Below are 22,187 nucleotides of genomic sequence, written 5' to 3'. Positions count from 1 at the left end.
CTACCTGGCTTGGCGCGCTCCGAGCCGCGACACGGCCAGCGCCAGCCACAGCTGCACACGGTCCGCCGTGACCGAAGGATCGTAGCCGGTCAGCTCGGTGATCTGCGCCAGCCGGTACCGCACGGTGTTCCGGTGCAGGGTCAGGGCTTCGGCGACGGCGGCCACGGAACCGTTGTTGTTCAGGTAGCTTTCCAGGGTGGTCACCAGTTCCGCACCGTGGGCGGCGTCGAACGCGCGCAGCGGGTTCAGCGACTCGTGGGCCATGTCGGCCAGAGGAACGTCTTCGCTGGCCAGCAACAGGGACGTCAGGCTCAGGCGTTCCGGCTCGTTCACCGGCAGGCCGTGGCTCGCCGCATCGCGCGCCTCGAAGTAGCTCCAGCGCAGGCCGTTGGGCTTGGTGTACGCGCCGCCGATCCCGATCGTCGCGTGGATCCCGGCCTCAGCCAGGTGGTCGCTGAGGCGCCTGGCCAGCGCAGGTGCCGCACCGCCGTCGTCGTTAATCACCACCACGAGGTCCTTCCCGACGACGGCGGCCACCGCGTTCTCCAGCGGCTGCGGCACCGAGGTGCTCACCAGTGCCTTGTGATGAGCGGCCGAAACGGCCAGCAGCACCACGTTCTTGCGCGTGCTGTTCAGGCCCACGCCGGCGAGCCGGCGCTGGGCCTCGCTGGTCTCCAGGGCGCCGTGGATGACGTCCTCCAGCACCTGGCCGCACAGGGCGCGCTGGGCCTGGCGCTGCTTGACCATGTTGTTCAGCTCCACGCTGATCAGGTTCTGGGCGTAGCCGATGATGCCCGAATCCTCGAAGGGCTGGCGGACCCACAGCGTGCAGGCATCGCGGCGACCGGTGGGGATGGGGTAGGAGGCCCAGGTGTCAGCGAAGGGGAGCTCGGCGCTGCTGTTGTAGAGGTGGGCGGTGAACTGGGTGAGGGCAATCTCCGTCCTCAGCATGCCGCCCAGGTGCTTCAGGAGCTGCGCGAGGCCGCCGCCGGTGAGGAGGGCGCGGGCCAGGACCTGGTGGCCCGCGATCAAGCGCTCCAGCTTGGCGACGTGATCAGCGGCCTGCGCTTCCGCCACCAGTTTGCCGATGGCAATGAACGGGGTCTCGTAAGGCACCTGGACGATCGGCAGCCCCCAGCGGTTGGCCTCGGCAATCAGGGCCGGCGGGACGGCGTCGTGCGTCAGTCCTGTCCCGAAGCCGATGCCCACGGCTCCGGCGCGCTGGACCTGCCGGACGAAGCGCCGCTGCTCGGGCGCGGACTTCAGGCGCATGCCGGTGGTGAGCACCAGTTCGCCGCCGCTGAGGAAGCGTTGCGGGTCTTCCAGTTCCGTGACGGCAACCCAGTTGATGTCCTCGTGCCAGGTGGTCTCGGCAAGGCCGGCGCTGGACAGGTGGAGGGAGTGCACGCCGAGCAACGTGGCGAGGGAAATGGCCATGGCTCAAGGATAGACGGGTGCTGGTCAACCGCACTAAACATTGCGTCCAAGGGTGTGCAGGTGGCTATTCCCCGGGGTGAAGGTGCTGGCATAGGCTCAAGGCAGTCGCAACCATCCGCTTCGCAGCTGATGTTCCCTATGAAAGAGGTTGTACACCGTGGTTCAAACCTTGCAGAACTTCATCAACGGTGAGTTCGTCACGCCCGCGGGCACTGACCTGCTGGACATCGTCAATCCCACCAACGGCGAGGTAGTGGCGCAGTCGCCCGTGTCCATCCAGGCCGACGTCGACGCTGCCATGACCGCGGCCAAGGATGCCTTCAAGACCTGGAAGCATGTCACCCCCGGGCAGCGCCAGCTGATGCTGCTCAAGCTCGCCGACGCCGTTGAGGCCAACAGTGATGAACTTGTGGAGGCCCAGCACCGCAACACCGGGCAGGTGCGTTCGCTCATCGCGTCCGAGGAAGTTGCCGCCGGCGCCGACCAGCTCCGCTTCTTCGCCGGTGCCGCGCGCATCCTGGAAGGTAAGTCCGCCGGGGAGTACTTCGAAGGCCACACCTCCTACGTGCGCCGCGAACCCATCGGCGTGGTGGCCCAGGTTGCCCCGTGGAACTACCCGTTCCTGATGGCCATCTGGAAGATCGGCCCCGCCCTCGCGGCCGGCAACACCGTGGTCCTCAAGCCGTCCGACACCACCCCCGAATCCACTCTGGTGCTGGCCCGCCTGGCAGGCGACATCCTGCCCGCCGGCGTCCTCAACGTGGTGCTGGGAACGGGTGCAACAGGCGCCATGATGGTGGAGCACAAGGTCCCCGGCCTGGTCTCCATCACGGGTTCGGTCCGCGCCGGCATCGCCGTCGCTTCCGGAGCCGCCAAGGGCCTCAAGCGCGCCCACCTGGAGCTCGGTGGCAAGGCCCCGGCCATCGTTTTCAAGGATGCCGACATCAAGAAGAGCGCCGCGGCCATCGCCGAGTTCGCCTTCTTCAACGCCGGCCAGGACTGCACCGCCATCACCCGGGTGCTGGTTGAGGATTCGGTCCACGACGACGTCGTGGCGGCCATGGTGGAGCACACCAAGACCCTGCACACGGGCTCGCAGAACGATGAAGACAACTACTTCGGCCCGCTGAACAACGTGAACCACTTCAACGCCGTCACCTCCGTGGTGGAGCACCTCCCGGAGAACTGCAAGGTCGTGACCGGTGGCCACCGCGCCGGCGACAAGGGCTTCTTCTTCGAACCCACCATCGTTACCGGTGCCAAGCAGACGGACGATATCGTCCAGAAGGAAACCTTCGGCCCGGTCATCACCGTGCAGAAGTTCACCTCCGAGGCGGAGGCTCTCGAACTGGCGAACGACGTCGAATACGCCCTCGCGTCCAGCGTCTGGACGTCCGATCACGGCACGGCCATGCGGATGAGCCGCGACCTGGACTTCGGCGCGGTCTGGATCAACACCCACATCCTCCTCACCGCCGAAATGCCCCACGGCGGCTTCAAGCAGTCCGGCTACGGCAAGGACCTCTCCATGTACGGCGTCGAGGACTACACCCGCATCAAGCACGTCATGAGCGCACTCGACGCCTAGCAACTCTCCCGGTGGTCGAGCCTCCCCACCGGCGCCCTAACCTCGCTTCGCTTCGGCCAGGTAACCCTGCCGGCGTGGGCCCATTCAGTAAAGAAAGAGACACCCATGACTGCCACAGCAAACGACATCACGTTCCGCCTGGAACAGAAGCGCCGTGTCCAGGCCGACTTCCCGGGCCCCAAGTCCATCGCCCTGACCGAGCGCCGCAAGGCAGTTGTCGCCGCCGGTGTCGCGTCTGCCGTTCCCGTTTACGTTGCGGACGCCGACGGCGGCATCATCCACGACGTCGACGGCAACTCCTTCATCGACCTCGGCTCGGGCATCGCGGTGACCAGCGTCGGCGCGTCCGATCCCGCCGTCGTCGGGGCCGTGAAGGAAGCCGTGGAGCACTTCACCCACACCTGCTTTATGGTCACCCCGTACGAAAGCTACGTGGCCCTCGCGGAGCAGCTCAACCGCCTGACCCCGGGCGACCACGAGAAGCGGACGGTGCTGTTCAACTCCGGTGCCGAGGCTGTGGAGAACGCCGTCAAGGTGGCCCGCCTCGCCACGGGGCGTGACGCCGTCGTCGCCTTTGACCACGCCTACCACGGCCGCACCAACCTGACCATGGCGCTGACCGCGAAGGCCATGCCGTACAAGACCAACTTCGGCCCGTTCGCGCCCGAGGTCTACCGCATGCCCATGAGCTACCCGTACCGCGAGGAGAACCCCTCGATCACCGGTGCCGAGGCCGCCAAGCGCGCCATCACCATGATCGAGAAGCAGATCGGCGGCGACCAGGTGGCCGCGATCATCATCGAACCCATCCAGGGCGAGGGCGGCTTCATTGTCCCCGCCGAGGGCTTCCTCCCCGCGCTGGCGGCCTGGGCCAAGGCCAACGGTGTGGTGTTCATCGCCGACGAGGTCCAGTCCGGTTTCTGCCGCACCGGTGAATGGTTTGCGGTAGACCACGAGGGCGTTGTCCCGGACATCATCACCATGGCCAAGGGCATCGCCGGCGGCATGCCGCTGTCCGCCATCACCGGCCGCGCGGACCTGCTCGACGCCGTCCACCCGGGCGGCCTGGGCGGCACCTACGGCGGCAACCCGGTTGCCTGTGCCGCAGCGCTTGCCGCGATCGGTTCCATGGAGGAATACAACCTTGCCGGACGTGCGCGCCACATCGAGGCGCTTGCTACGGGACGCCTGCAGGAGCTGCAGGCCGAGCTGGCCGGCGCCGGGACTGCCGTGATCGGCGACATCCGTGGCCGCGGCGCAATGCTGGCCGTCGAACTGGTCCAGGCCGGCTCGAAGGAACCCAACGCCGAGCTGACAAAGGCCGTGGCCGCTGCCTGCCTCAAGGAGGGTGTCATCATCCTCACCTGCGGCACCTACGGCAACGTCATCCGCCTGTTGCCCCCGCTGGTCATCACCGACGACCTGCTGAACGACGGCCTGGACGTCCTGGCTGCGGCCATCAAGGCCAACGCCTAGGACCCACCCCCACCACCCACAGCGCGAACTGGCAGCTAATGACGTCAAATCCCCGGATTTGAGGTCATTAGCTGCCAGTTCGCGCTATTCCAGGAAGGCGTCGCTGAGGAGTAGTTGGAGCCCCTCGGCCATAGTCGGGTGGGTGATGACGGCGTCGCGCACCTGCTGGTAGCGCAGGCCGCCCAGCATCGCCATCTGCACTACGCCGATGACCTCGCTGGCCTCGGCGCTGAGCAGTGCGGCGCCCAGGATCAGGTCGGTGCCACGGTCGACGACGGCTGTCCAGACGCCGTCGAGCTCGCTGATGGTGCGGGCCCGGGGAATCGCGGAAACGGGCATGCGGGCCACGCGGACGTTGTGTCCGGCCGCGCGTGCTTCAGTTTCGGTCAGCCCCACACGGCCGAGCTCCGGAGTGATAAAGACCGCGTAGGGAACCAGCCGGTCCTTCGTGCTGAGGTTACCTCCGGCCAGGTTGGCTTTCAGGATGCGGTAATCGTTCCAGGACGCGTGGGTGAACTGCGGGGAGCCGGCAATATCGCCGGCCGCCCAGACGCCGGAGGCCGTGGTGCGCAGGTGCTGGTCCATTGCCACAAACCCGCGCGGTGTCAGCTCGACGCCGGTTTTCTCCAGTCCCAGCCCTGCCGTGACCGGCTCGCGGCCCAGCGCCACCAGGATGTCCTGGGCGGAAACTGTGCCGCCGTCGGAAAGTTCCACGCGCACTGTGCCGTCGGTGGCACGCGTGACCCGGGTGGCCTCCACGCCGAGCCGGACCTCGATGCCGTCCCGGGTGAAGGCCTCTGCCACGGCGGCCGCGACGTCGGGATCTTCGCGGCCCAGCAGGTGCGCCCCGCGGTGCACCACCGTGACGCGCACGCCCATCAGATGGAGCATTGACGCATACTCGACGCCGATGTAGCCGCCACCCAGAACCACCATGCTGGCCGGCAGTTCCAGCAGCCGGAGGATGCTTTCGCTGGTCTGGACATCGGCGCCGGCAAGCCCGTCGATGGGCGGCAAGGACGGGACCATGCCGGTGCTAATGACCACGTTGGTGCCGCTGATGGTGCGGGTGCCGCCGCCGTCGAGCGCTACCTCCACGGTGCGGTCCGCCACAAACTTGGCCTCCCCGATCACCAGATCCATGCCCGAGGCGAGGAAAGACTTCCGCTGCCCGGCCACCATGGTGCCCACAACGTCGTCCTTGCGGCGGCGGAGGAGATTGACGTCCATGGCGGGGGACTCGGCGCCGGTGATGCCGAGCTCGGCCGCGCGGCGCTTGGTTTTCAGGAGCCGGGCGCTGTTGACGAGGGTTTAGGTGGGGATGCAGGCCACGTTGATGCACGTGCCGCCGATCATGCCCCGCTCCACCATGGCCACGCTTTGGCCGGCCGCGGCGAGGTCCATTGCCAGGGACTTTCCTGCTTTGCCGCCGCCGATGACGAGTAGATCCACGTTAGGAGACTGCATTCAGCTTTGCCCGCTTCCTATTCCTCGAGTTTTTGCGGGTGGCGCGGAGCATATCGACGGTCAGCAGCAGCAGGGCGAGCCACACTACGCCGAAGCCGATCCAGCGGCCGGGCGTCATGGCTTCCTGGAACACCACCAGCGCCACGATGAACTGCAGCACCGGGGCGACGTACTGGAGCAGCCCGATGGTGGTCATGGGCAGCCGGCGGGCCGATGCGCCGAAGAACAGCAGGGGCACCGCGGTGATCACGCCGGAGGCCACCAGGAGCCAGAAGTGCCCCGGACCCTGGCTGGCCAGGGTGGCCGAGCCGCTGACACCAAGGAACACCATGGTGGCCGCAGCGATCGGGGCCAGCACGATGGTCTCCACGCTGAGGCTGGTCACCGCATCCACCCTGGGGCCAACGCGTTTCTTCACAAACCCGTACAGGCCGAAGCTGAAGGCCAGCGTCAGTGCGATCCAGGGCAGTTTGCCGTAGCTCACCGTGAGTACGGCTACCGCTACAAAACCGATTCCGACGGCGGCCCACTGGAGCGGGCGCAGCTTTTCCTTGAGGACGAACACACCGATGAGGACGGAGACCAGGGGGTTAATGAAGTAGCCCAGGGCGGCTTCGACGGCCTGGCCGGTGGTGACGCCGTAGGTATAGGTCAGCCAGTTCACGGCAATGAGGGCGGCAGCGATGGCCAGCGTGCCAAAAACGGAGCGGTCGCGGAAGGCCTTGGCGAGCGCGCGCCAGGACCGGGTCACGGTGATCAGGAGGACGCAGAACAGCAGCGACCAGACCACGCGGTTGGCCACGATCTCCACCGCTCCGGCGGGCATCAGCGCAAAGAAGTACAGGGGGAGCAGCCCCCACAGCCCGTACGCCCCGAAGCCGAACAGGACTCCCGCCGTCGTCTCCTTGTCCACAGCCTTAAGACCGGATGGAGCGGTGACAGCGGTCTTGGGCAAGGAGTTCGTTTCAGGGGGAGTAGGCACCTAACCAATAACACCAGTTGTTGGACTCGTATTCCAGTCAATAGTCAGTACGCTTTCCTTCATGGAACCGATAAACCGGCAGGATGCCGCCCCGTGAGGCTCCGCCGCAGCAACGCGAACGGCCGAGGCTACCGTCGTGTGCCCGCCGGGACGGGCTTCAGCTACCGGGACCTGGACGGTTCCACGCTGCCGCCGGGGCCCGTCCGGGACAGGCTGGAAGGCATCGGCATCCCGCCGGCCTGGACGGACGTGTGGATTGCGCCGTTCGACAACGGGCACATCCAAGCCACGGGCCTGGACGCGGTGGGCCGGCGGCAGTACATCTACCATCCTGAATGGCGCGAGCGGAAAGACCGCGTGAAGTTTGACCGCGCCCTGCAGCTGGCGGAGTCGCTGCCCACCGCCCGCAGGCTGGTCACCCTGAACCTGCGCAGCGACGGTCCCAGCCGGGAACGCGTGCTGGCGGCGGCGTTCCGGATGCTGGACAGCGGGTCCCTCAGGGTGGGATCCGAGCGGTACACCAACGAGAACGGCAGCCGCGGCCTGGCCACGCTCCTGTGTGCGCATGTCCACGTCCGGAGGGAGTGCCTGGAGCTGAGCTTTCCGGCCAAGAGCGGGAAGGACTGGGAATCGGAGATTCACGACGCCGACCTCGCCGCCCTGGTGCGGACGCTCAAGCGCCGCGGTGGAAATGCCAGGCTGCTGGCATTCAAGGACGGCCGGACCTGGCGGCCGGTCACCAGCGCGGACATCAATGCCTACGTTAAGGAGCGGACGGGCCTGGACTTCACCGCCAAGGATTTCCGGACGCTGCACGGGACCGTGGCGGCCGCCGTCAGCCTGGCGCGCAGCGGTCCGCAACCTACAGTGGCGACGCGGAAGGGCGCCATCAGCGTGGCCATGCTGGAGGCTGCCGCGGTGTTGGGGAACACGCCGTCGATCGCCCGGAAGAGCTATGTTGATCCCCGGCTGCTGGACCACTATGCCGCGGGGGAGACCATCGACCCCAAACGCCTGGACTCCGCGGAGGCCGAGCTTCGGGCCCTGCTGTACCAAGAAGGTGATGTGGTGCCGCTGCAACAAAGCGGCTGAGGCCTCCAGCACGGGTTGCCGCGTGGCGGCGCGTCCCGCCCGTGCACATTCGGAACCCGCGCACATTTAGAATGGGGACATTGTGCGCAACTGCACTGTGCGCCTCCGTCGCAATCTCCTCGTTCCAGAAGGGCTCCCGGTGTCCAACCCAGGCGAAACCACCTCCAAACGTCCACTCCGCGTTGCTATTGTGGGTGCGGGACCGGCGGGTGTGTATGCGGCGGACATTTTGACCAAGTCCAACGGCGTCAAGGACGGCGATTTTGAGGTCAGTATCGACCTTTTTGAGGCCTACCCCGCCCCGTACGGCCTGATCCGCTACGGCGTGGCCCCTGATCACCCGCGCATCAAGGGGATCGTGAACGCCCTGCACAAGGTCCTGGACCGCGGCGACATCCGCTTCCTGGGCAACGTCACGTACGGCCGCGACCTCACCCTGCACGACTTCCGCGCCTTCTACGACGCCGTCATCTTCTCCACTGGCGCCATCAAGGACGCGGACCTGGACGTCCCGGGCATCGACCTGGCCGGATCGTTCGGCGGCGCCGACTTTGTGTCCTGGTACGACGGCCACCCGGACGTGCCCCGCGACTGGCCACTCGACGCGAAGGAAATCGCCGTGATCGGCAACGGGAACGTGGCGCTGGATGTGGCCCGGATGCTGGTCAAGCACGCCGACGAGCTCCTCACCACCGAGATCCCGGAGAACGTCTACCAGGGCCTGAAGAACTCCCCGGTCACCGACGTCCATGTTTTCGGCCGCCGTGGCCCGGCGCAGGTCAAGTTCACGCCGCTGGAGCTGCGCGAACTGAGCCACATGAAGGACGTGGACATAGTCCTGTACCCGGAGGACTTCGAGTTCGACGAAGCCTCCGATGATGCCATCCGCAGCAACAACCAGATCAAGACCATGGTGAACACGCTGACCAACTGGCTCGTGGAGGAGCACGCCGAATCGGAAGAACCGTCCTCCCGCCGCCTGCACCTGCACTTCCTGCACAGCCCCGTGGAGATTTACCAGGACCCCGACGACGGCGGATCCGGCCAGGTGGCCGGCATCAAGTTTGAGCGTATGGAGCTGGACGGCACCGGCAACGTCAAGGGCACCGGCGAGTTTGTGGACTACCCGGTCGAGGCCGTGTACCGCGCCATCGGCTACCACGGCTCACCCCTGGACGAGCTGGAATACGACGCCAAGCGCGGAGTGATCCCCAACGAGGGCGGCCGGGTGCTGGACGCGGCTGGCAGCCCCGTCCCCGGAATCTACGCCACCGGCTGGATCAAGCGCGGGCCGGTCGGCCTGATCGGCCACACCAAGGGCGACGCCCTGGAGACCATCGGCTTCCTGCTGGAGGACCGCCTGACGCTGCCTCCGGCGCAGAACCCGGATCCGCAGGCCATCATCGATCTCCTGACGGAGCGCGGCATCGAGTTCACCACGTGGGAGGGGTGGATCAAGCTGGACGCGCACGAAGCAGCCCTCGGCGCCGCGTGGACAGAAGGCGAGCCCGGCTCCGACGCGACTGCCGACGTCGTGCGTGAACGCATCAAAGTAGTCCCGCGCGAGGAAATGATCAACATCTCCCGCGCCTGACCCACACCCCCTGACCATTCCAAAACAGCGCGAACGGACACTTGCGGCCCCAGGGGCCGCAAGTGTCCGTTCGCGCAAGAGGGTTGGCGCTGGAGGCCTCGCGCCGGCGGCCAGTAGACTTGCAGGACCGAGGGGAGTTCGATGCGGAACCTGATCCTGCCGCCGGCGTCCGGCGGCGAAGCGACAGCGCTGGCTCAGCGTTATGCCCTGGCCGCCCATGAGCAGCTCGACGCCCAAGCGTTTCCGGGCGCACCGGAAATCCCCGGGCTGCGCAGGCTGATCCGGGAATCCTGGCAGCGGTCCGTCAAGTTGCATGCCAACCCTGACAACCCCGAAGCGCCACTTGCCCTGGACACTGACGAGCTCGAGGAATACCGGCGGCAGCACCCCTTGGCCAGCATCATGCCCGTGATCCACAAGCTCCTGGTCCAGCCCAGCCACGACAGTGGCCTGCTCGTTGCCGTCGGTGACGAAGTGGGCCGGCTGCTCTGGGTGGAAGGGGATCCCGCCCTGCAGCGCCGTGCCGAGGGCATGATGTTCGTCCCGGGCGCCGACTGGTCAGAGGCCACCGTGGGGACCAGCGCGCCGGGAACTGCCCTGGCCCTGGGCCGCGGGATCCAGATTTCCGGGGCGGAGCATTACCAGCGGTCCGTGCACGCGTGGAGCTGCACCGCGGTCCCGTTCCACGATCCGGATTCCGGCGCGCTGCTGGGCGTTGTGGACATCACGGGCAAGGCCAGTGCGGTGGCGGCCCACACCCTGTCCCTCGTCGAGGCGACCGTCGCTGCCGCGCAGGCGCAGCTCCGTGTTGAGCGACTGCAGCTGGCGGCGACCCTTGCCAGCCGGCCAGCCCGACGGCGGAACGCCAGTTCGGCGGCCAGGCCGGATTCGGCGCGGGCCGGGGGAGCCGGCGGCGCGAAGGAAGGCAGCCTGTACCGCAACAGCCTGCAGCTTCTGGGCCGCGACCAGGCGTTGCTCAGCATCGAAGGCAAAACGGTGGCGCTGTCCGCCCGGCACAGTGAAATCCTCGCCCTGCTCAGCACTCACCCCGAGGGGCTGAGCGCCGAGGAGCTCAGTGTCCTGCTCTACCCGGGCGACGGCCCCACCATGACGCTCCGCGCGGAAATGGTCCGGCTGCGCAAGATCCTCCAGCAGCTCAACCCGGCCGCCGTCCCGGAATCCCGGCCGTACAAACTCACCATGGACCTGGTCCCGGACAGCGGGCAGGTGCTGAACTGCCTGCAGCGCGGCGCCCACCGGATTGCGCTGGAAATCTACCGCGGCGCGGTGCTGCCGCGCTCCGAAGCGCCAGGCATCATCGACCTCCGCGACAGGGTCTCCTCTCTCATGCGCGAAGCGGTTCTGACTGACGGCAGTGCCGAGACACTGCTCAAGTACGCTGCCCTCCCGGAGGCGAGGGACGACGTCGACGTCCGGACTGCCGCCCTGAAGCTGCTGCCGCCGCGCTCGCCCAAGCGGGCCGCCGTCGTCGCGGACCTTGAGCGGCTGGAAGCCGAACTCAGCGCCTGACCGCCGCACCCCGCCGGTCGAGACCCAGTCACCTGCCGTGAGCTGGCTCACACCGGCGCAACCTGACTGCAACCTTCACACTCCTACGCTGAAACCAACGGCGGCCGCCAGCATCAGGCGCCACCTTTCATGCACAGCAAAGGAGCTAGCAATGACTGTTTACGCACAGCCCGGTACCGAGGGTTCGAAGGTCACGTTCAAGGACCGCTACGAGAACTGGATCGGCGGCGAGTGGGTTGCCCCCGTCAAGGGCCAGTACTTCGAGAACATCACACCCGTCACCGGCAAGGTCTTCTGCGAAGTGGCCCGCGGCACCGCCGAGGACATCGAGCTGGCACTGGACGCCGCCCACAAGATTGCACCCTCCTGGGGCAAGACCTCCGTCGCCGAGCGCGCCGCCATCCTGAACAAGATCGCCGACCGCATCGACGAGAACCTTGAGATGCTCGCCGTCGCCGAATCCTGGGACAACGGCAAGCCCATCCGAGAGACCCTGAACGCGGACATCCCGCTCGCCGCGGACCACTTCCGCTACTTCGCCTCGGCCGTCCGCGCCCAGGAAGGCCGGCTTTCACAGCTCGACGACGACACCACGGCCTACCACTACCACGAGCCCCTCGGCGTTGTGGGCCAGATCATCCCGTGGAACTTCCCCATCCTGATGGCCGTCTGGAAGCTCGCCCCGGCCCTGGCGGCCGGCAACGCCGTGGTCCTCAAACCCGCAGAGCAGACGCCGTCGTCCATTCTGGTCCTGATGGAACTCATCGGTGACCTGCTGCCGGCCGGTGTGCTCAACGTGGTCAACGGCTTCGGCGTCGAGGCCGGCAAGCCGCTCGCGTCCAGCCCCCGTATCCGCAAGATCGCCTTCACCGGCGAGACGTCCACCGGGCGCCTGATCAGCCAGTACGCCAGCCAGAACCTGATCCCCGTCACCCTGGAGCTTGGCGGCAAGAGCCCGAACATCTTCTTCAACGATGTTGCCGAGTCCGACGACGCGTTCTATGACAAGGCGCAGGAGGGCTTCGCGCTCTTTGCCTTCAACCAGGGCGAGGTCTGCACCTGCCCGTCCCGCGCCCTGGTCCAGGAGGACATCTACGATTCCTTCATGGCTGACGCCGTGGCCCGGGTGGAGAAAATCATCCAGGGCAACCCGCTGGACACCGAAACCCAGCTCGGCGCCCAGGCCTCCAACGACCAGCTGGAAAAGATCCTTTCCTACATCGACATCGGCAAGCAGGAAGGCGCCAAGGTGCTCACCGGCGGCGCCCGCGCCCGGCTGGAAGGCGACCTGGCCGGCGGCTACTACGTCCAGCCCACCGTCTTCGAAGGCCACAACAAGATGCGGATCTTCCAGGAGGAGATCTTCGGACCTGTTGTGTCTGTCTCCCGGTTCAGTGACTACAACGACGCGATGGAAATCGCCAACGACACCCTCTACGGGTTGGGCGCCGGCGTCTGGTCGCGGAACGGCAACGTCGCTTACCGTGCGGGCCGCGAGATCCAGGCCGGCCGCGTCTGGGTCAACAACTACCACGCCTACCCGGCCGGCGCCGCGTTCGGCGGGTACAAGTCCTCCGGCATCGGACGTGAAAACCACTCCATGATGCTGGACCACTACCAGCAGACCAAGAACCTCCTGGTCAGCTACAACGAGAACAAGCTCGGCTTCTTCTAAGCCGCCCTTAGCCCGGGCGGGGACGGATTAGCACTGATCCGTCCCCGCCTGCACCTCCCTGGCCACCCCTCAGGAAGGCAGCACCACCTCCACCGCACCATCGCTCCATCAACGCAAGGATTTCGCCAATGACGACGACAATGCAAGCAGCAGTAGTAACCGAGTTCGGCAAGGATCTCCAGATCCAGACCCTCCCCATTCCCACCCCGGGCCGGGGCGAGGCGCTGGTCAAGGTCCTCACAACCGGCGTCTGCCACACAGACCTCCACGCGGCGGAGGGCGACTGGCCGGTCAAACCGACACCGCCGTTCATCCCCGGCCACGAAGGAGTAGGCGAAGTGGTTGCCTTGGGCGAGGGTGTCACTGACCTGGCCGTCGGAGACCTCGTCGGCAACGCCTGGCTATGGTCAGCCTGCGGCGACTGCCAGTACTGCCGCACCGGCTGGGAGACCCTGTGTGAAGCGCAGAAGAACGCCGGCTACAGTGTGGACGGTTCCTTCGGGGAGTACATGCTCGTGGACACCCGCTTTGCCGCCCGCATCCCGGCCGGCTCGGACCCCGTTGAAGTCGCCCCGGTGCTTTGCGCCGGCGTCACGGTCTACAAGGGCCTGAAAATGACCGAAGCCAGGCCCGGACAGTGGGTCACCATTTCCGGCATCGGCGGACTCGGGCACATTGCCGTCCAGTACGCCGTGGCGATGGGCCTGCGGGTAGCCGCGGTGGATATCGCGGACGACAAACTCGCCCTGGCCAAGAAGCACGGTGCGGAGCTGACCGTCAACGCGCTGCACGAAGACCCCGCAGAAGTCATCCAACGTGAAACCGGAGGTTGCCATGGAGTCCTGGTCACCGCAGTACACCCGTCTGCTTTTGGCCAGGCGATCGGCATGGCCCGCCGGGGCGGGACGATTGTGTTCAACGGCCTGCCGCCGGGCGACTTCCCGGCACCGATCTTCGAGATTGTGCTCAAGGGCCTGACCGTCCGCGGCTCGATCGTGGGGACCCGGCAGGACCTCGAGGAAGCACTCGAGTTCTACGCCGAGGGCAAGATCCATCCCACGGTGTCCACCCGGGAGCTCTCCGAGGTCAACGCTGTTCTTGACGAGATGAAACACGCCAAGATCGACGGCCGCGTCGTCATCAAGTACTGATGATGGAGGCGAGGCTTGACGCGGCGGTCACGCTGCCCGGGGAGGACATCTCCCGCGTGGCGCTCACCGCCGAGGCCCTGGAACTGCTCAGGAAGCTGTGGGGCCAGCACGGGCCCCTCATGTTCCACCAGTCCGGCGGCTGCTGCGACGGGTCCTCGCCTATGTGTTATCCGGCCGGGGAGTTCATCACCGCGGAGGCGGACGTCCTCCTGGGACTGTTCGACATCGCCGACGGCCTGGAGCCGCAGCCCCTCGAGTTCTGGATGTCCAGGGAGCAGTTCAACTACTGGAGCCATACCCATCTGACCGTGGACGTGGTCCAGGGCCGGGGGAGCGGGTTCTCGGTTGAGTCGCCGGAAGGCAAGCGGTTCCTGATCCGGTCAAAGCTGATGGACTGGCCCGTCTAAACGCCAGCGCGAACGGACAGTTGAGGCCCTCCCAGCGGGGCCCCAACTGTCCGTTCGCGCTTAACCGGGACATGCAGGCATCTCATGATGCGGGACAGGTGTGAACGTCCAGTGCATGGACAAGTATCGTTGATGGGTCTGTTTCCAACACAAATCAGGATTGTGGAACTCCTTATGAACCTTCTCCGGACCAAATCCATCGAGCAGTCCATGGCCGACGCCGATGAACCCGGACGCAAGCTCAAGCGGTCGCTCAGCAGCTGGGACCTGATGATCATGGGTGTCGCCGTCGCTGTCGGCGCCGGCATTTTCTCGGTGGGCGCCAAGGCTGCGGCCAACTTCTCCGGCCCGGCGGTGACGTTGTCCTTCGCCATTGCCGCCGTCACCTGCGCCCTGGCCATCATGTGCTACGCCGAGTTTGCCACCGCCATTCCGGTTGCGGGGTCGGCCTACGTCTTCACGTACGCCACCATGGGCGAACTGCTTGCGTGGATCATCGGCTGGAACCTGATCCTGGAACTGTTCACCGCCGCGGCAGTGATCGCCAAGTACTGGGGCATCTACCTCAGCAAGGTGTTTGCGCTGATGGGGGCCGACGTGCCGCCGGCGCTGTCGCTCGGCGGCGTGGACCTCTACTGGGGCGCCTTCCTGATCGTTGCCGTCTTCACCGTGCTCCTGGTGCTGGGGACCAAGCTCTCCGCCCGCGTGGGCAACGTGTTCACCCTGATCAAGATCGCCGTAGTGCTGTTTGTGATCGTGGTGGGCTTCACCTACGTGAAGTTTGAAAACTACACGCCGTTCGTGCCCGCCGCAGAGCCCACCGCCGGTGGCGCGGCAGACGTCCTGAAGCAGTCATTCTTCGGCTTCCTCACCGGCGCCGCGCCTGCACAGTACGGCACCCTTGGCATCTTCGCCGGCGCGGCCCTGGTGTTCTTCGCCTTCATCGGCTTTGACGTCGTGGCCACGTCCGCGGAAGAAGTCAAGAACCCGCAGAAGACCCTGCCGCGCGGCATCTTCGGCGGCCTGGCCGTGGTGACCGTGCTCTACATCCTGGTGTCCCTCGCGCTCACCGGCATGGTGTCTTACACGGACCTCGCAGCAGCAGAGACGCCCACCCTCACCACCGCATTCGAGGCCGTCGGCGACACCACCGCGGCCAAGGTCATCGCGTTCGGCTCCCTGATCGGCCTCACCACGGTCATTATGGTGCTGCTGATGGGACTGTCGCGCGTGGTGCTGGCCATGAGCCGCGACGGTTTGCTGCCCCGCGCACTGTCCAAGACCAGTGAAAAACGTTCGACGCCGGTCCGCCTCCAGATCATCTGCGGCGCCGCGGTAGCACTTGTGGCCGGCCTGACAAACGTTGACCTGCTGGAAGAAATGATCAACATCGGCACGCTGTCCGCGTTTGTGGTGGTGAGCCTGGGCATCCTGGTGCTGCGCAAGAAGCGCCCGGACCTGAAGCCGTCCTTCCGCGTCCCGTTCGGCAAGGTCCTCCCGGTGGTTTCCGCGGTCCTGTGCCTGTACCTGATGACGAACCTCGCCGTGGAGACGTGGATCTTCTTCGCCGGCTGGCTGGTCATCGGCGTCGTGATCTACTTCGCCTACGGCCAGCGGCACTCCCGCCTGAACGAAAAGTTCGCCGAAGCAAAGTCGACCGTGGACGGCACGGATTCCAGCAGGGATTCCAGCGCGGAATCCAGCGCGGATTCCAGTGCGGACGCCAGCCTCGCCGGCAGTGATGCCGCAGCCGACGACGAGGCACTCACCCGCCGGTAAGCCCGCAGCTGCCAAGGCTGCAAACCACGGCAGAGGCACCCGTCCACCCCTTTGGTGGCAGGGTGCCTCTGCTGTTTAACCCGCCTTTTGTGATCTGGCCGATAAGCCCTATATGGTCGTGCTTGAAGTTTTCGGGATGTCGTCCCGATAATCGGAATGTGCTTCGGCACCAAAGAGAAATGGTGAACTGTGGCTGAGAACGATGTTGTTCGCAGTAAATCGGCGGTCCTGGACCCCGAAGGCAATGAGGTGTCCCCCGGGACCACTGACAAAGCGCCGGTTCGCAGGGCCGCATGGGCCGGCCTGATCGGAACCGCGCTCGAACAGTACGACTTTGTGATCTACGGAACCGCGTCGGCGATCATCTTCAACAAGATCTTCTTCCCGAACATTGACCCAGCCATCGGCATCATCGCCGCGTTCGGTGCCTACGCCGTCGGCTTCGGTGCACGCCCCCTCGGTGGCCTCTTCTTCTCCAAGTACGGTGACCGGCTGGGACGCAAGTGGGTGCTGGTGGCCACGCTCTTCCTGATGGGCATCGCCACGTTCGCCATCGGTCTGCTGCCCACCTACGAGCAGGCGGGCATCTGGGCCCCGGTGCTGCTGGTTGCCTGCCGCTTCCTCCAGGGATTCGGCGCCGGCGCTGAACAGGCGGGCGGCGTGGTCCTGGTTGCCGAAACTGCGCCCAAGGGCAGCCGCGGACGCTATGCTTCGCTCGTCTTCGTTGGTGCCGCCGCCGGTACCGCACTGGGCGCCGTTGTCTGGATCCTCGTGCAGATGATGCCCCGCGAAGCCCTGGAAGCCTACGGCTGGCGGCTCGTGTTCTTCTCGTCGATCTTCGTCACCATCGCCGCTTACATGATCCGCCGCAAGCTGAAGGAATCACCCGTCTTTGAGGAAAAGAAGGAAGAGATCGACGGCGTCATCCGCGCCACTCCCGTGGCCGACGTCGTCAAGAACGGCCGTGCGGGCCTGATCCGGGTCTTCTTCATGAACGTGGGCGCCAACGCGCACTCGTACATCTTCCAGGTGTTCCTGGGCTCCTACCTGATCACGCAGCTCAAGATTGACGCGACGTTCATTCCCAAGGTCCTGCTGGTGGGCGCGCTCTTCGCCTGCGTCTCGGCATACGCCTTCGGCAGCCTGTCCGACCGCTATGGCCGCCGCAGGATGTACCTCATCATCACGGCGTTCCTGTTTGTCTTCCCCGTCCCGGCCTTCCTGCTGCTGAACACCGGAAACCTGTTCCTGATTTCGCTGGTGATCGTGCTCGGCTTCATCTTCGCCGCGCAGGGATCCGTGGGCGTCCAGGCAGCGTACTTCCCCGAACTCTTCGGCTCCCGCTACCGCTACGCCGGCGTCGCCCTCGGCCGGGAGTTCTCCTCCGTCTTCGGCGGCGGCATCGCCCCGCTCATCTGCTCGGCCCTGGTCACCGCGTTCAGCGGCTCCTGGATACCCGTCGCCATCTACATGATAGCCATGATGGGCATCAGCCTCGTCACCACCATCAAAGCCCCCGAAACCGTCGATCGTGACCTGCTCACCGAAGAGGACGCCAAGTAATGCCAGCCACGCCCACCCGCATCGTCATCACCGACTGCGACCACGACTCCATCGCCATCGAGCAGGCCGTCGCCGACGCCGCCGGTGTGGAACTGGTCCTTGCCCAGTGCCGGACCGAAGAGGACGTTATTGCCGCCGCGGCCGGCGCCGACGCCATCGTGGTCCAGTACGCCCCCATCACGGACCGTGTCCTCGCGGCCCTGCCGCAGCTGAAGGCGATCGGCCGGTACGGCGTGGGCGTGGACACCCTCGACGTCGAGGCGGCCACCGCCCGCGGCGTTGCCGTCTGCAACGTGCCGGACTACGGCACCGAGGATGTCAGCGACCACGCCATTGCCCTGGCCGTCAGCCTAGCCCGCGGAATCACCCGGCTGGACCGCGGCATGCGTCGCGGGGAACACTCGCTGCTCCCGGTCCAGCCGCTGCACCGGATGTCCACCAAAGTCTTCGGCGTGGTGGGCCTGGGCCTGATCGGCGCGGCCACCGCGCGCAAGGCCAAGGGCCTGGGCTATACGGTGATCGGGTCTGACCCGCTCGCTGAAGTCGGTACGACGACGGCGGATGGAGTCGCCGTCGTCGGGTTTGAGGAAGTGATTTCCCGCGCTGACGTGGTGTCCCTCCACGTTCCGCTCAACTCCCATAGGCATCACCTGATCAACGCCGGCGTGCTTGCGCAGATGAAACGTGGCGCAGTGCTGGTCAACACCTGCCGCGGGGGAGTGGTGGACACCGCTGCGGTTGCCGATGCCCTGGCCAGCGGCCAGCTCTACGGTGCTGGGCTGGACGTCTTCGAAGAGGAACCCCTGGCCCTGACCAGCCCCCTGATCGCCTGCGAAAACGCCGTGCTCACCCCGCACGCCGCCTGGTACAGCGAGGAATCCTATGCGGAACTGAAGCGCCGCACCATCGAGAACGTCCTCGAGGTCTGCGCCGGACGCATGCCGCGCAATGTGATGAACGCAGGAGTGCTGGTATGAGCGCAGCACTCCTGAACAGCACCATGCGCGCCGCCGTATGGACGGCGCCGGACACCATTGAGCCGCGGCAGCTGCCCCTGCCTGAAATCCCCGCAGGCTGGGCCCTGGTCCGGACGGAAATGACCGGACTGTGCGGCTCTGATTTTTCCATCCTGCACGGAACGCACCCCCGCGCCGAGGCTCCCCTGGTCATGGGCCATGAGATCACCGGCATCGTGGAGGTGGCGGCGGAGACCGGCCCGGCAGCGGGCACCAGGGTCACCGTGGAGCCCCTCATCCACTGCGGTGAATGCCACCCGTGCAGCGGCGGGGACACCCATGTCTGCCGGGCGCTGAAACTGTACGGGATCGACGTCGCAGGCTCCCTCGCCGAGTACGTGGCCCTGCCTGCCTCCGGGCTCATCCCGGTCAGCAACTCGGTGCCCCTCCAGGAGGCGGCCCTCGCCGAACCCCTGGCCGTCGCCGTCCACGCCGTATCCCGGGCGGGCCTTTCCGGCGGGGAACGGGTGGTGATCTTCGGCGCCGGGCCCATCGGCATCCTGACAGCCCTGGTGGCACGGCACCAGGGAGCCGGCAGCGTCCTCATTTCGGAGCCCTCGGAGGCCCGCCGCCAGGTGGCCGAAGAACTCGGGTTCGCCACGGTGGCACCTGGGGAGGACCCCATTCAGGCCACCCTTGCCGCCACCGGCGGGGACGGCGCGGACATCGTCTTCGACTCCGCCGCCCACCCCTCGGTTGCCGCGATGCTGCCCCGGGCCGTACGGGTGCGCGGCACCATCGTCCTGGTGGGCGTCTACAAAAAGCCCGTCGAACTCGACCTCCAGGCCCTGACGTTCGCCGAGAACACCGTGGTGGGCGTCCGGGTCTACACGAGGGCGGCAGTGGAGCGTGCGGTGGAACTCATCGAAGGCCGTGAACTGGGGCTGGACCGCATTCCCACCCAGGTGTTCGCACTGGAGGACACACGCCAGGCCTTTGACCAGGCGATGGCGTCCGGACGCGTCCTCAAAGTCTTTGTCAGTCCAGCCGCGGCGCCCGCCGCGAAAACCCAGGAAAGCTCATGAACCACACAGCAGAGAATTCGCCGTTTGACCTCAGCGGCAAAACCGCAGCCGTAACCGGCGCCTCGCGCGGGATCGGCCTGGGCATTGCCCTCGGGCTGGTCAACGCCGGCGCCAGCATTGTGGCACTCCAGCGCGGCCCGTTGGCCCCGGAACTGGCAGCCGCGGCGGAAAAGGCAGGCGTCAGCGCCGCCGCCGTCCACGTGGATCTGGCCAGCGAAGAATCCGTGGCCGCGGCCACGGCGGAAACGCTCGCGGGACACCAGATCGACATCCTGGTCAACAACGCCGGAACCCAGATCCGGCACAACGCGACCGAGTTCCCGCTGTCCGACTTCGACCGCGTTATGGCCATCAACACCCGCGCCGTCTTCCAGCTGTGCCAGGGCTTCGGCACCCCCATGGTGGAACGCGGTGGGGGAAAGATCATCAACATGGCCTCCCTCCTTACGTTCCAGGGCGGCCTGCGGGTTCCGGCCTACGCCGCGTCGAAGGGCGCTGTGGCTCAGCTGACCAAGGCGTTATGCAACGAATGGGCGCCCCGCGGCGTGAACGTCAATGCGGTTGCGCCGGGCTATATCGCCACTGACATGAACGAGGCGCTGCTGGCAGACGCCCAGCGCAGCGAACAGATCTCGGTGCGGATCCCGGCGGCACGCTGGGGTACCGCCGGCGACCTCGCCGGCGCGGTGGTGTTCCTGGCCTCCCCGGCCGCGGACTACATCCACGGCGTAGTACTTCCGGTCGACGGCGGGTGGCTGGCCCGATGAGTAACCTCCAGAGCCCTCCCGTTTCCGCCATCCTGCAGGCCAACCCTGTGGTGGCCGTCCTCCGCGCCCGCCACGCCCGTGAGTACGCCCCGGTCATCGACGCCCTCGTCAAGGGTGGCGTGCGGTCCATCGAACTGACCCTCAGCACTGACGGCGTGTTCGACCTGCTGCCCGACATCAAACGGCAGTTCGGCACCGACGCGGAAATCGGCGTCGGCACCGTCACCTCCGGTGACCAGGCTGTCCGGGCGCTCGACGGCGGCGCGGACTACCTGGTGACGCCCGCCATGGTGACCGACGTGATCCGCGCGGCCGTTGCTGCCGGCGTTCCTATCTTTCCCGGGGGCCTGACGCCCACCGAACTCCTGACCGGCATGCAGGCGGGGGCAACGGCCGTGAAGCTGTTCCCCGCCTCCACCGTCGGCCCGGGCTACATTGGGCAACTGCGCGGGCCCTTCCCGGACATGCGGGTCATTCCGTCCGGCGGCATCGGCATCGATGACGCCGCGGACTGGATCGCCGCAGGGGCCCTCGCCGTCAGTCTCGGCGGACCGCTGCTCCGTGACGCGTTCTCCGGCGGCGACCTCGCCGCCCTCACCGCCCGCGCCCGGCAGCTCAGTTCCCTGGTAGCGGACGCCGTCCAGGTGAGGGGTGCCCGGTGACCTTCACCGACGTCGTGACCCTCGGCGAAACAATGGGCCTGATGAAGGCCGAGACGCCCGGTCCGCTGGCCCAGGTGTCCTCGCTCAGCCTGGGCATGGGCGGCTCCGAGAGCAACTTTGCCATCGCGCTGCGGCGCCTGGGCACCTCGGTAACGTGGGTTGGACGCGTCGGCAACGACAGCCTCGGTGAACTCGTCCTGCGTGAGCTCGCCGCCGAGGGCATCGTGGTTGACCCCCTGCGCGACGAGTCGGCACCCACCGGCCTCATGATCAAAGAGCGCCGCACCATGGACCAGCTCAAGGTCTGGTACTACCGGGCCGGAAGCGCAGGCTCCCGGCTGTCCCGGGAGGACATCCCGGCCGAGCGGATTGCCAACGCCCGGCTGCTGCACCTCACGGGCATCACGCCCGCGCTTTCGCCGGAGGCAGCCCGGGCGGCACAATATGCGCTGGACGTTGCCCGCGAAGCAGGTGTCCTGGTCTCGTTCGACCTCAACTACCGCGCCGCGCTGTGGTCCGCCGACGAAGCCCGCGACGTTTTCCGGACCTTCATCGCCCAGGCAGACATCGTGTTCGCCGGGGACGACGAAGCCGCCATCGCGGTAGGAAAGTCCGACGATTCCCTGGAACTTGCCCGCCGGGTTGCCGCCCTCGGGCCGAGCCAGACGGTCATCAAGCGGGGAGCCGCAGGCTGTGCCGCGGTGATCGACGGGGTGGAATACGTGCAGGACGCCGTCCGGGTCAACGCCATCGACACCGTGGGGGCCGGCGACGCCTTTGTGGCCGGCTATATCTCGGACCTGTTGGCCGGTGCCTCGGTCCAGGAGCGTTTGCTGACCGCGGTCCGCACAGGAGCCTTTGCCTGCCTGGTGCCCGGCGACTGGGAAGGCATGCCCCGCCGGCACGAGCTGGCCATGCTGGACGCCACGGAACCGGTGGCACGCTGAGCCTGGGCTGAACCCGTAGCCGGAACTGA

At 66.7% G+C, this 22,187-nt stretch carries 18 protein-coding genes and 1 pseudogene; 15 read left to right on the top strand and 4 right to left on the bottom strand.

The window, feature by feature from the left end:
* Nucleotides 1–1,437 (bottom strand): PucR family transcriptional regulator, encoded by a 1,437-nt coding sequence (locus AC50YA_RS07030; RefSeq protein WP_494981586.1) that lies wholly within the window; start codon nt 1,435–1,437, stop codon nt 1–3.
* Between the two features lie 157 nt (nt 1,438–1,594).
* On the opposite strand from AC50YA_RS07030, the gene AC50YA_RS07025 reads away from it, so the two are divergent.
* Together AC50YA_RS07025 and gabT are read left to right on the top strand one after the other, a co-directional pair.
* Complete coding sequence (locus tag AC50YA_RS07025; protein WP_494981585.1) at nt 1,595–3,025, top strand: gamma-aminobutyraldehyde dehydrogenase; 1,431 nt, start codon at nt 1,595–1,597, stop codon at nt 3,023–3,025.
* A gap of 105 nt (nt 3,026–3,130) precedes the next feature.
* Complete coding sequence (gene gabT / locus AC50YA_RS07020) at nt 3,131–4,501, top strand: 4-aminobutyrate--2-oxoglutarate transaminase (protein WP_494981584.1); 1,371 nt, start codon at nt 3,131–3,133, stop codon at nt 4,499–4,501.
* Nucleotides 4,502–4,585: 84 nt separating this feature from the next.
* Here the strand turns inward: gabT and AC50YA_RS07015 are convergent, their stop codons facing one another.
* From AC50YA_RS07015 to rarD, 3 genes and pseudogenes are all read right to left on the bottom strand, one after another.
* Nucleotides 4,586–4,939, bottom strand: a complete 354-nt coding sequence (locus AC50YA_RS07015) for an oxidoreductase dimerization domain-containing protein (protein WP_494981616.1) — start codon at nt 4,937–4,939, stop codon at nt 4,586–4,588.
* Between the two features lie 72 nt (nt 4,940–5,011).
* Nucleotides 5,012–5,953, bottom strand: a pseudogene (locus AC50YA_RS07010) (dihydrolipoyl dehydrogenase family protein); the annotation flags it as partial.
* 1 nt (nt 5,954) lies between these two features.
* The gene (gene rarD, locus AC50YA_RS07005) at nt 5,955–6,950 is read right to left on the bottom strand and encodes an EamA family transporter RarD (protein ID WP_494981583.1); all 996 of its coding nucleotides are present in this window, start codon (nt 6,948–6,950) and stop codon (nt 5,955–5,957) included.
* 93 nt (nt 6,951–7,043) lie between these two features.
* Here rarD and AC50YA_RS07000 point away from each other — a divergent pair, with 93 nt between their 5' ends.
* From AC50YA_RS07000 to AC50YA_RS06940, 13 genes are all read left to right on the top strand, one after another.
* Entirely contained in the window at nt 7,044–8,042 is a 999-nt protein-coding gene (locus tag AC50YA_RS07000) for a DNA topoisomerase IB (protein WP_494981582.1), read from the top strand.
* Between the two features lie 139 nt (nt 8,043–8,181).
* Nucleotides 8,182–9,636, top strand: a complete 1,455-nt coding sequence (locus tag AC50YA_RS06995; RefSeq protein WP_494981581.1) for an FAD-dependent oxidoreductase — start codon at nt 8,182–8,184, stop codon at nt 9,634–9,636.
* 141 nt (nt 9,637–9,777) lie between these two features.
* A complete protein-coding gene (locus AC50YA_RS06990) occupies nt 9,778–11,166 on the top strand; it encodes a GAF domain-containing protein (protein WP_494981580.1) in 1,389 nt (462 codons plus the stop codon).
* A gap of 151 nt (nt 11,167–11,317) precedes the next feature.
* Entirely contained in the window at nt 11,318–12,841 is a 1,524-nt protein-coding gene (exaC, locus tag AC50YA_RS06985; protein WP_494981579.1) for an acetaldehyde dehydrogenase ExaC, read from the top strand.
* A gap of 128 nt (nt 12,842–12,969) precedes the next feature.
* Nucleotides 12,970–13,992 carry an alcohol dehydrogenase AdhP gene (gene adhP / locus AC50YA_RS06980; RefSeq protein WP_494981578.1) on the top strand — a complete coding sequence of 341 codons (1,023 nt, stop codon included), beginning with the start codon at nt 12,970–12,972 and terminating at the stop codon, nt 13,990–13,992.
* Nucleotides 13,992–14,399, top strand: a complete 408-nt coding sequence (locus AC50YA_RS06975) for a DUF779 domain-containing protein (protein WP_494981577.1) — start codon at nt 13,992–13,994, stop codon at nt 14,397–14,399. Before adhP ends, AC50YA_RS06975 begins: the two co-directional genes overlap by 1 nt.
* A 174-nt stretch (nt 14,400–14,573) precedes the next feature.
* Nucleotides 14,574–16,178, top strand: a complete 1,605-nt coding sequence (locus tag AC50YA_RS06970; RefSeq protein ID WP_494981576.1) for an APC family permease — start codon at nt 14,574–14,576, stop codon at nt 16,176–16,178.
* A 189-nt stretch (nt 16,179–16,367) separates the two neighbouring features.
* Complete coding sequence (locus AC50YA_RS06965; protein ID WP_494981575.1) at nt 16,368–17,741, top strand: MFS transporter; 1,374 nt, start codon at nt 16,368–16,370, stop codon at nt 17,739–17,741.
* A complete protein-coding gene (locus AC50YA_RS06960) occupies nt 17,741–18,718 on the top strand; it encodes a C-terminal binding protein (protein ID WP_494981574.1) in 978 nt (325 codons plus the stop codon). Before AC50YA_RS06965 ends, AC50YA_RS06960 begins: the two co-directional genes overlap by 1 nt.
* Nucleotides 18,715–19,782 (top strand): zinc-dependent alcohol dehydrogenase, encoded by a 1,068-nt coding sequence (locus tag AC50YA_RS06955; RefSeq protein ID WP_494981573.1) that lies wholly within the window; start codon nt 18,715–18,717, stop codon nt 19,780–19,782. The genes AC50YA_RS06960 and AC50YA_RS06955 overlap by 4 nt, the downstream gene beginning before the upstream one ends.
* Nucleotides 19,779–20,549, top strand: a complete 771-nt coding sequence (locus AC50YA_RS06950; protein ID WP_494981572.1) for an SDR family oxidoreductase — start codon at nt 19,779–19,781, stop codon at nt 20,547–20,549. Before AC50YA_RS06955 ends, AC50YA_RS06950 begins: the two co-directional genes overlap by 4 nt.
* Nucleotides 20,546–21,211, top strand: coding sequence for a bifunctional 4-hydroxy-2-oxoglutarate aldolase/2-dehydro-3-deoxy-phosphogluconate aldolase (locus AC50YA_RS06945; RefSeq protein WP_494981571.1), 666 nt, complete (start codon nt 20,546–20,548; stop codon nt 21,209–21,211). Before AC50YA_RS06950 ends, AC50YA_RS06945 begins: the two co-directional genes overlap by 4 nt.
* Nucleotides 21,208–22,158 (top strand): sugar kinase, encoded by a 951-nt coding sequence (locus AC50YA_RS06940; RefSeq protein WP_494981570.1) that lies wholly within the window; start codon nt 21,208–21,210, stop codon nt 22,156–22,158. The genes AC50YA_RS06945 and AC50YA_RS06940 overlap by 4 nt, the downstream gene beginning before the upstream one ends.
* Nucleotides 22,159–22,187: the final 29 nt, after the last annotated feature.

It is taken from the genome of Pseudarthrobacter sp. RHLT3-21, from assembly GCF_059383495.1.
The sequence above is the reverse complement of the archived record's forward strand: the minus strand, read 5'-3'. Positions and strand labels throughout refer to the sequence as shown.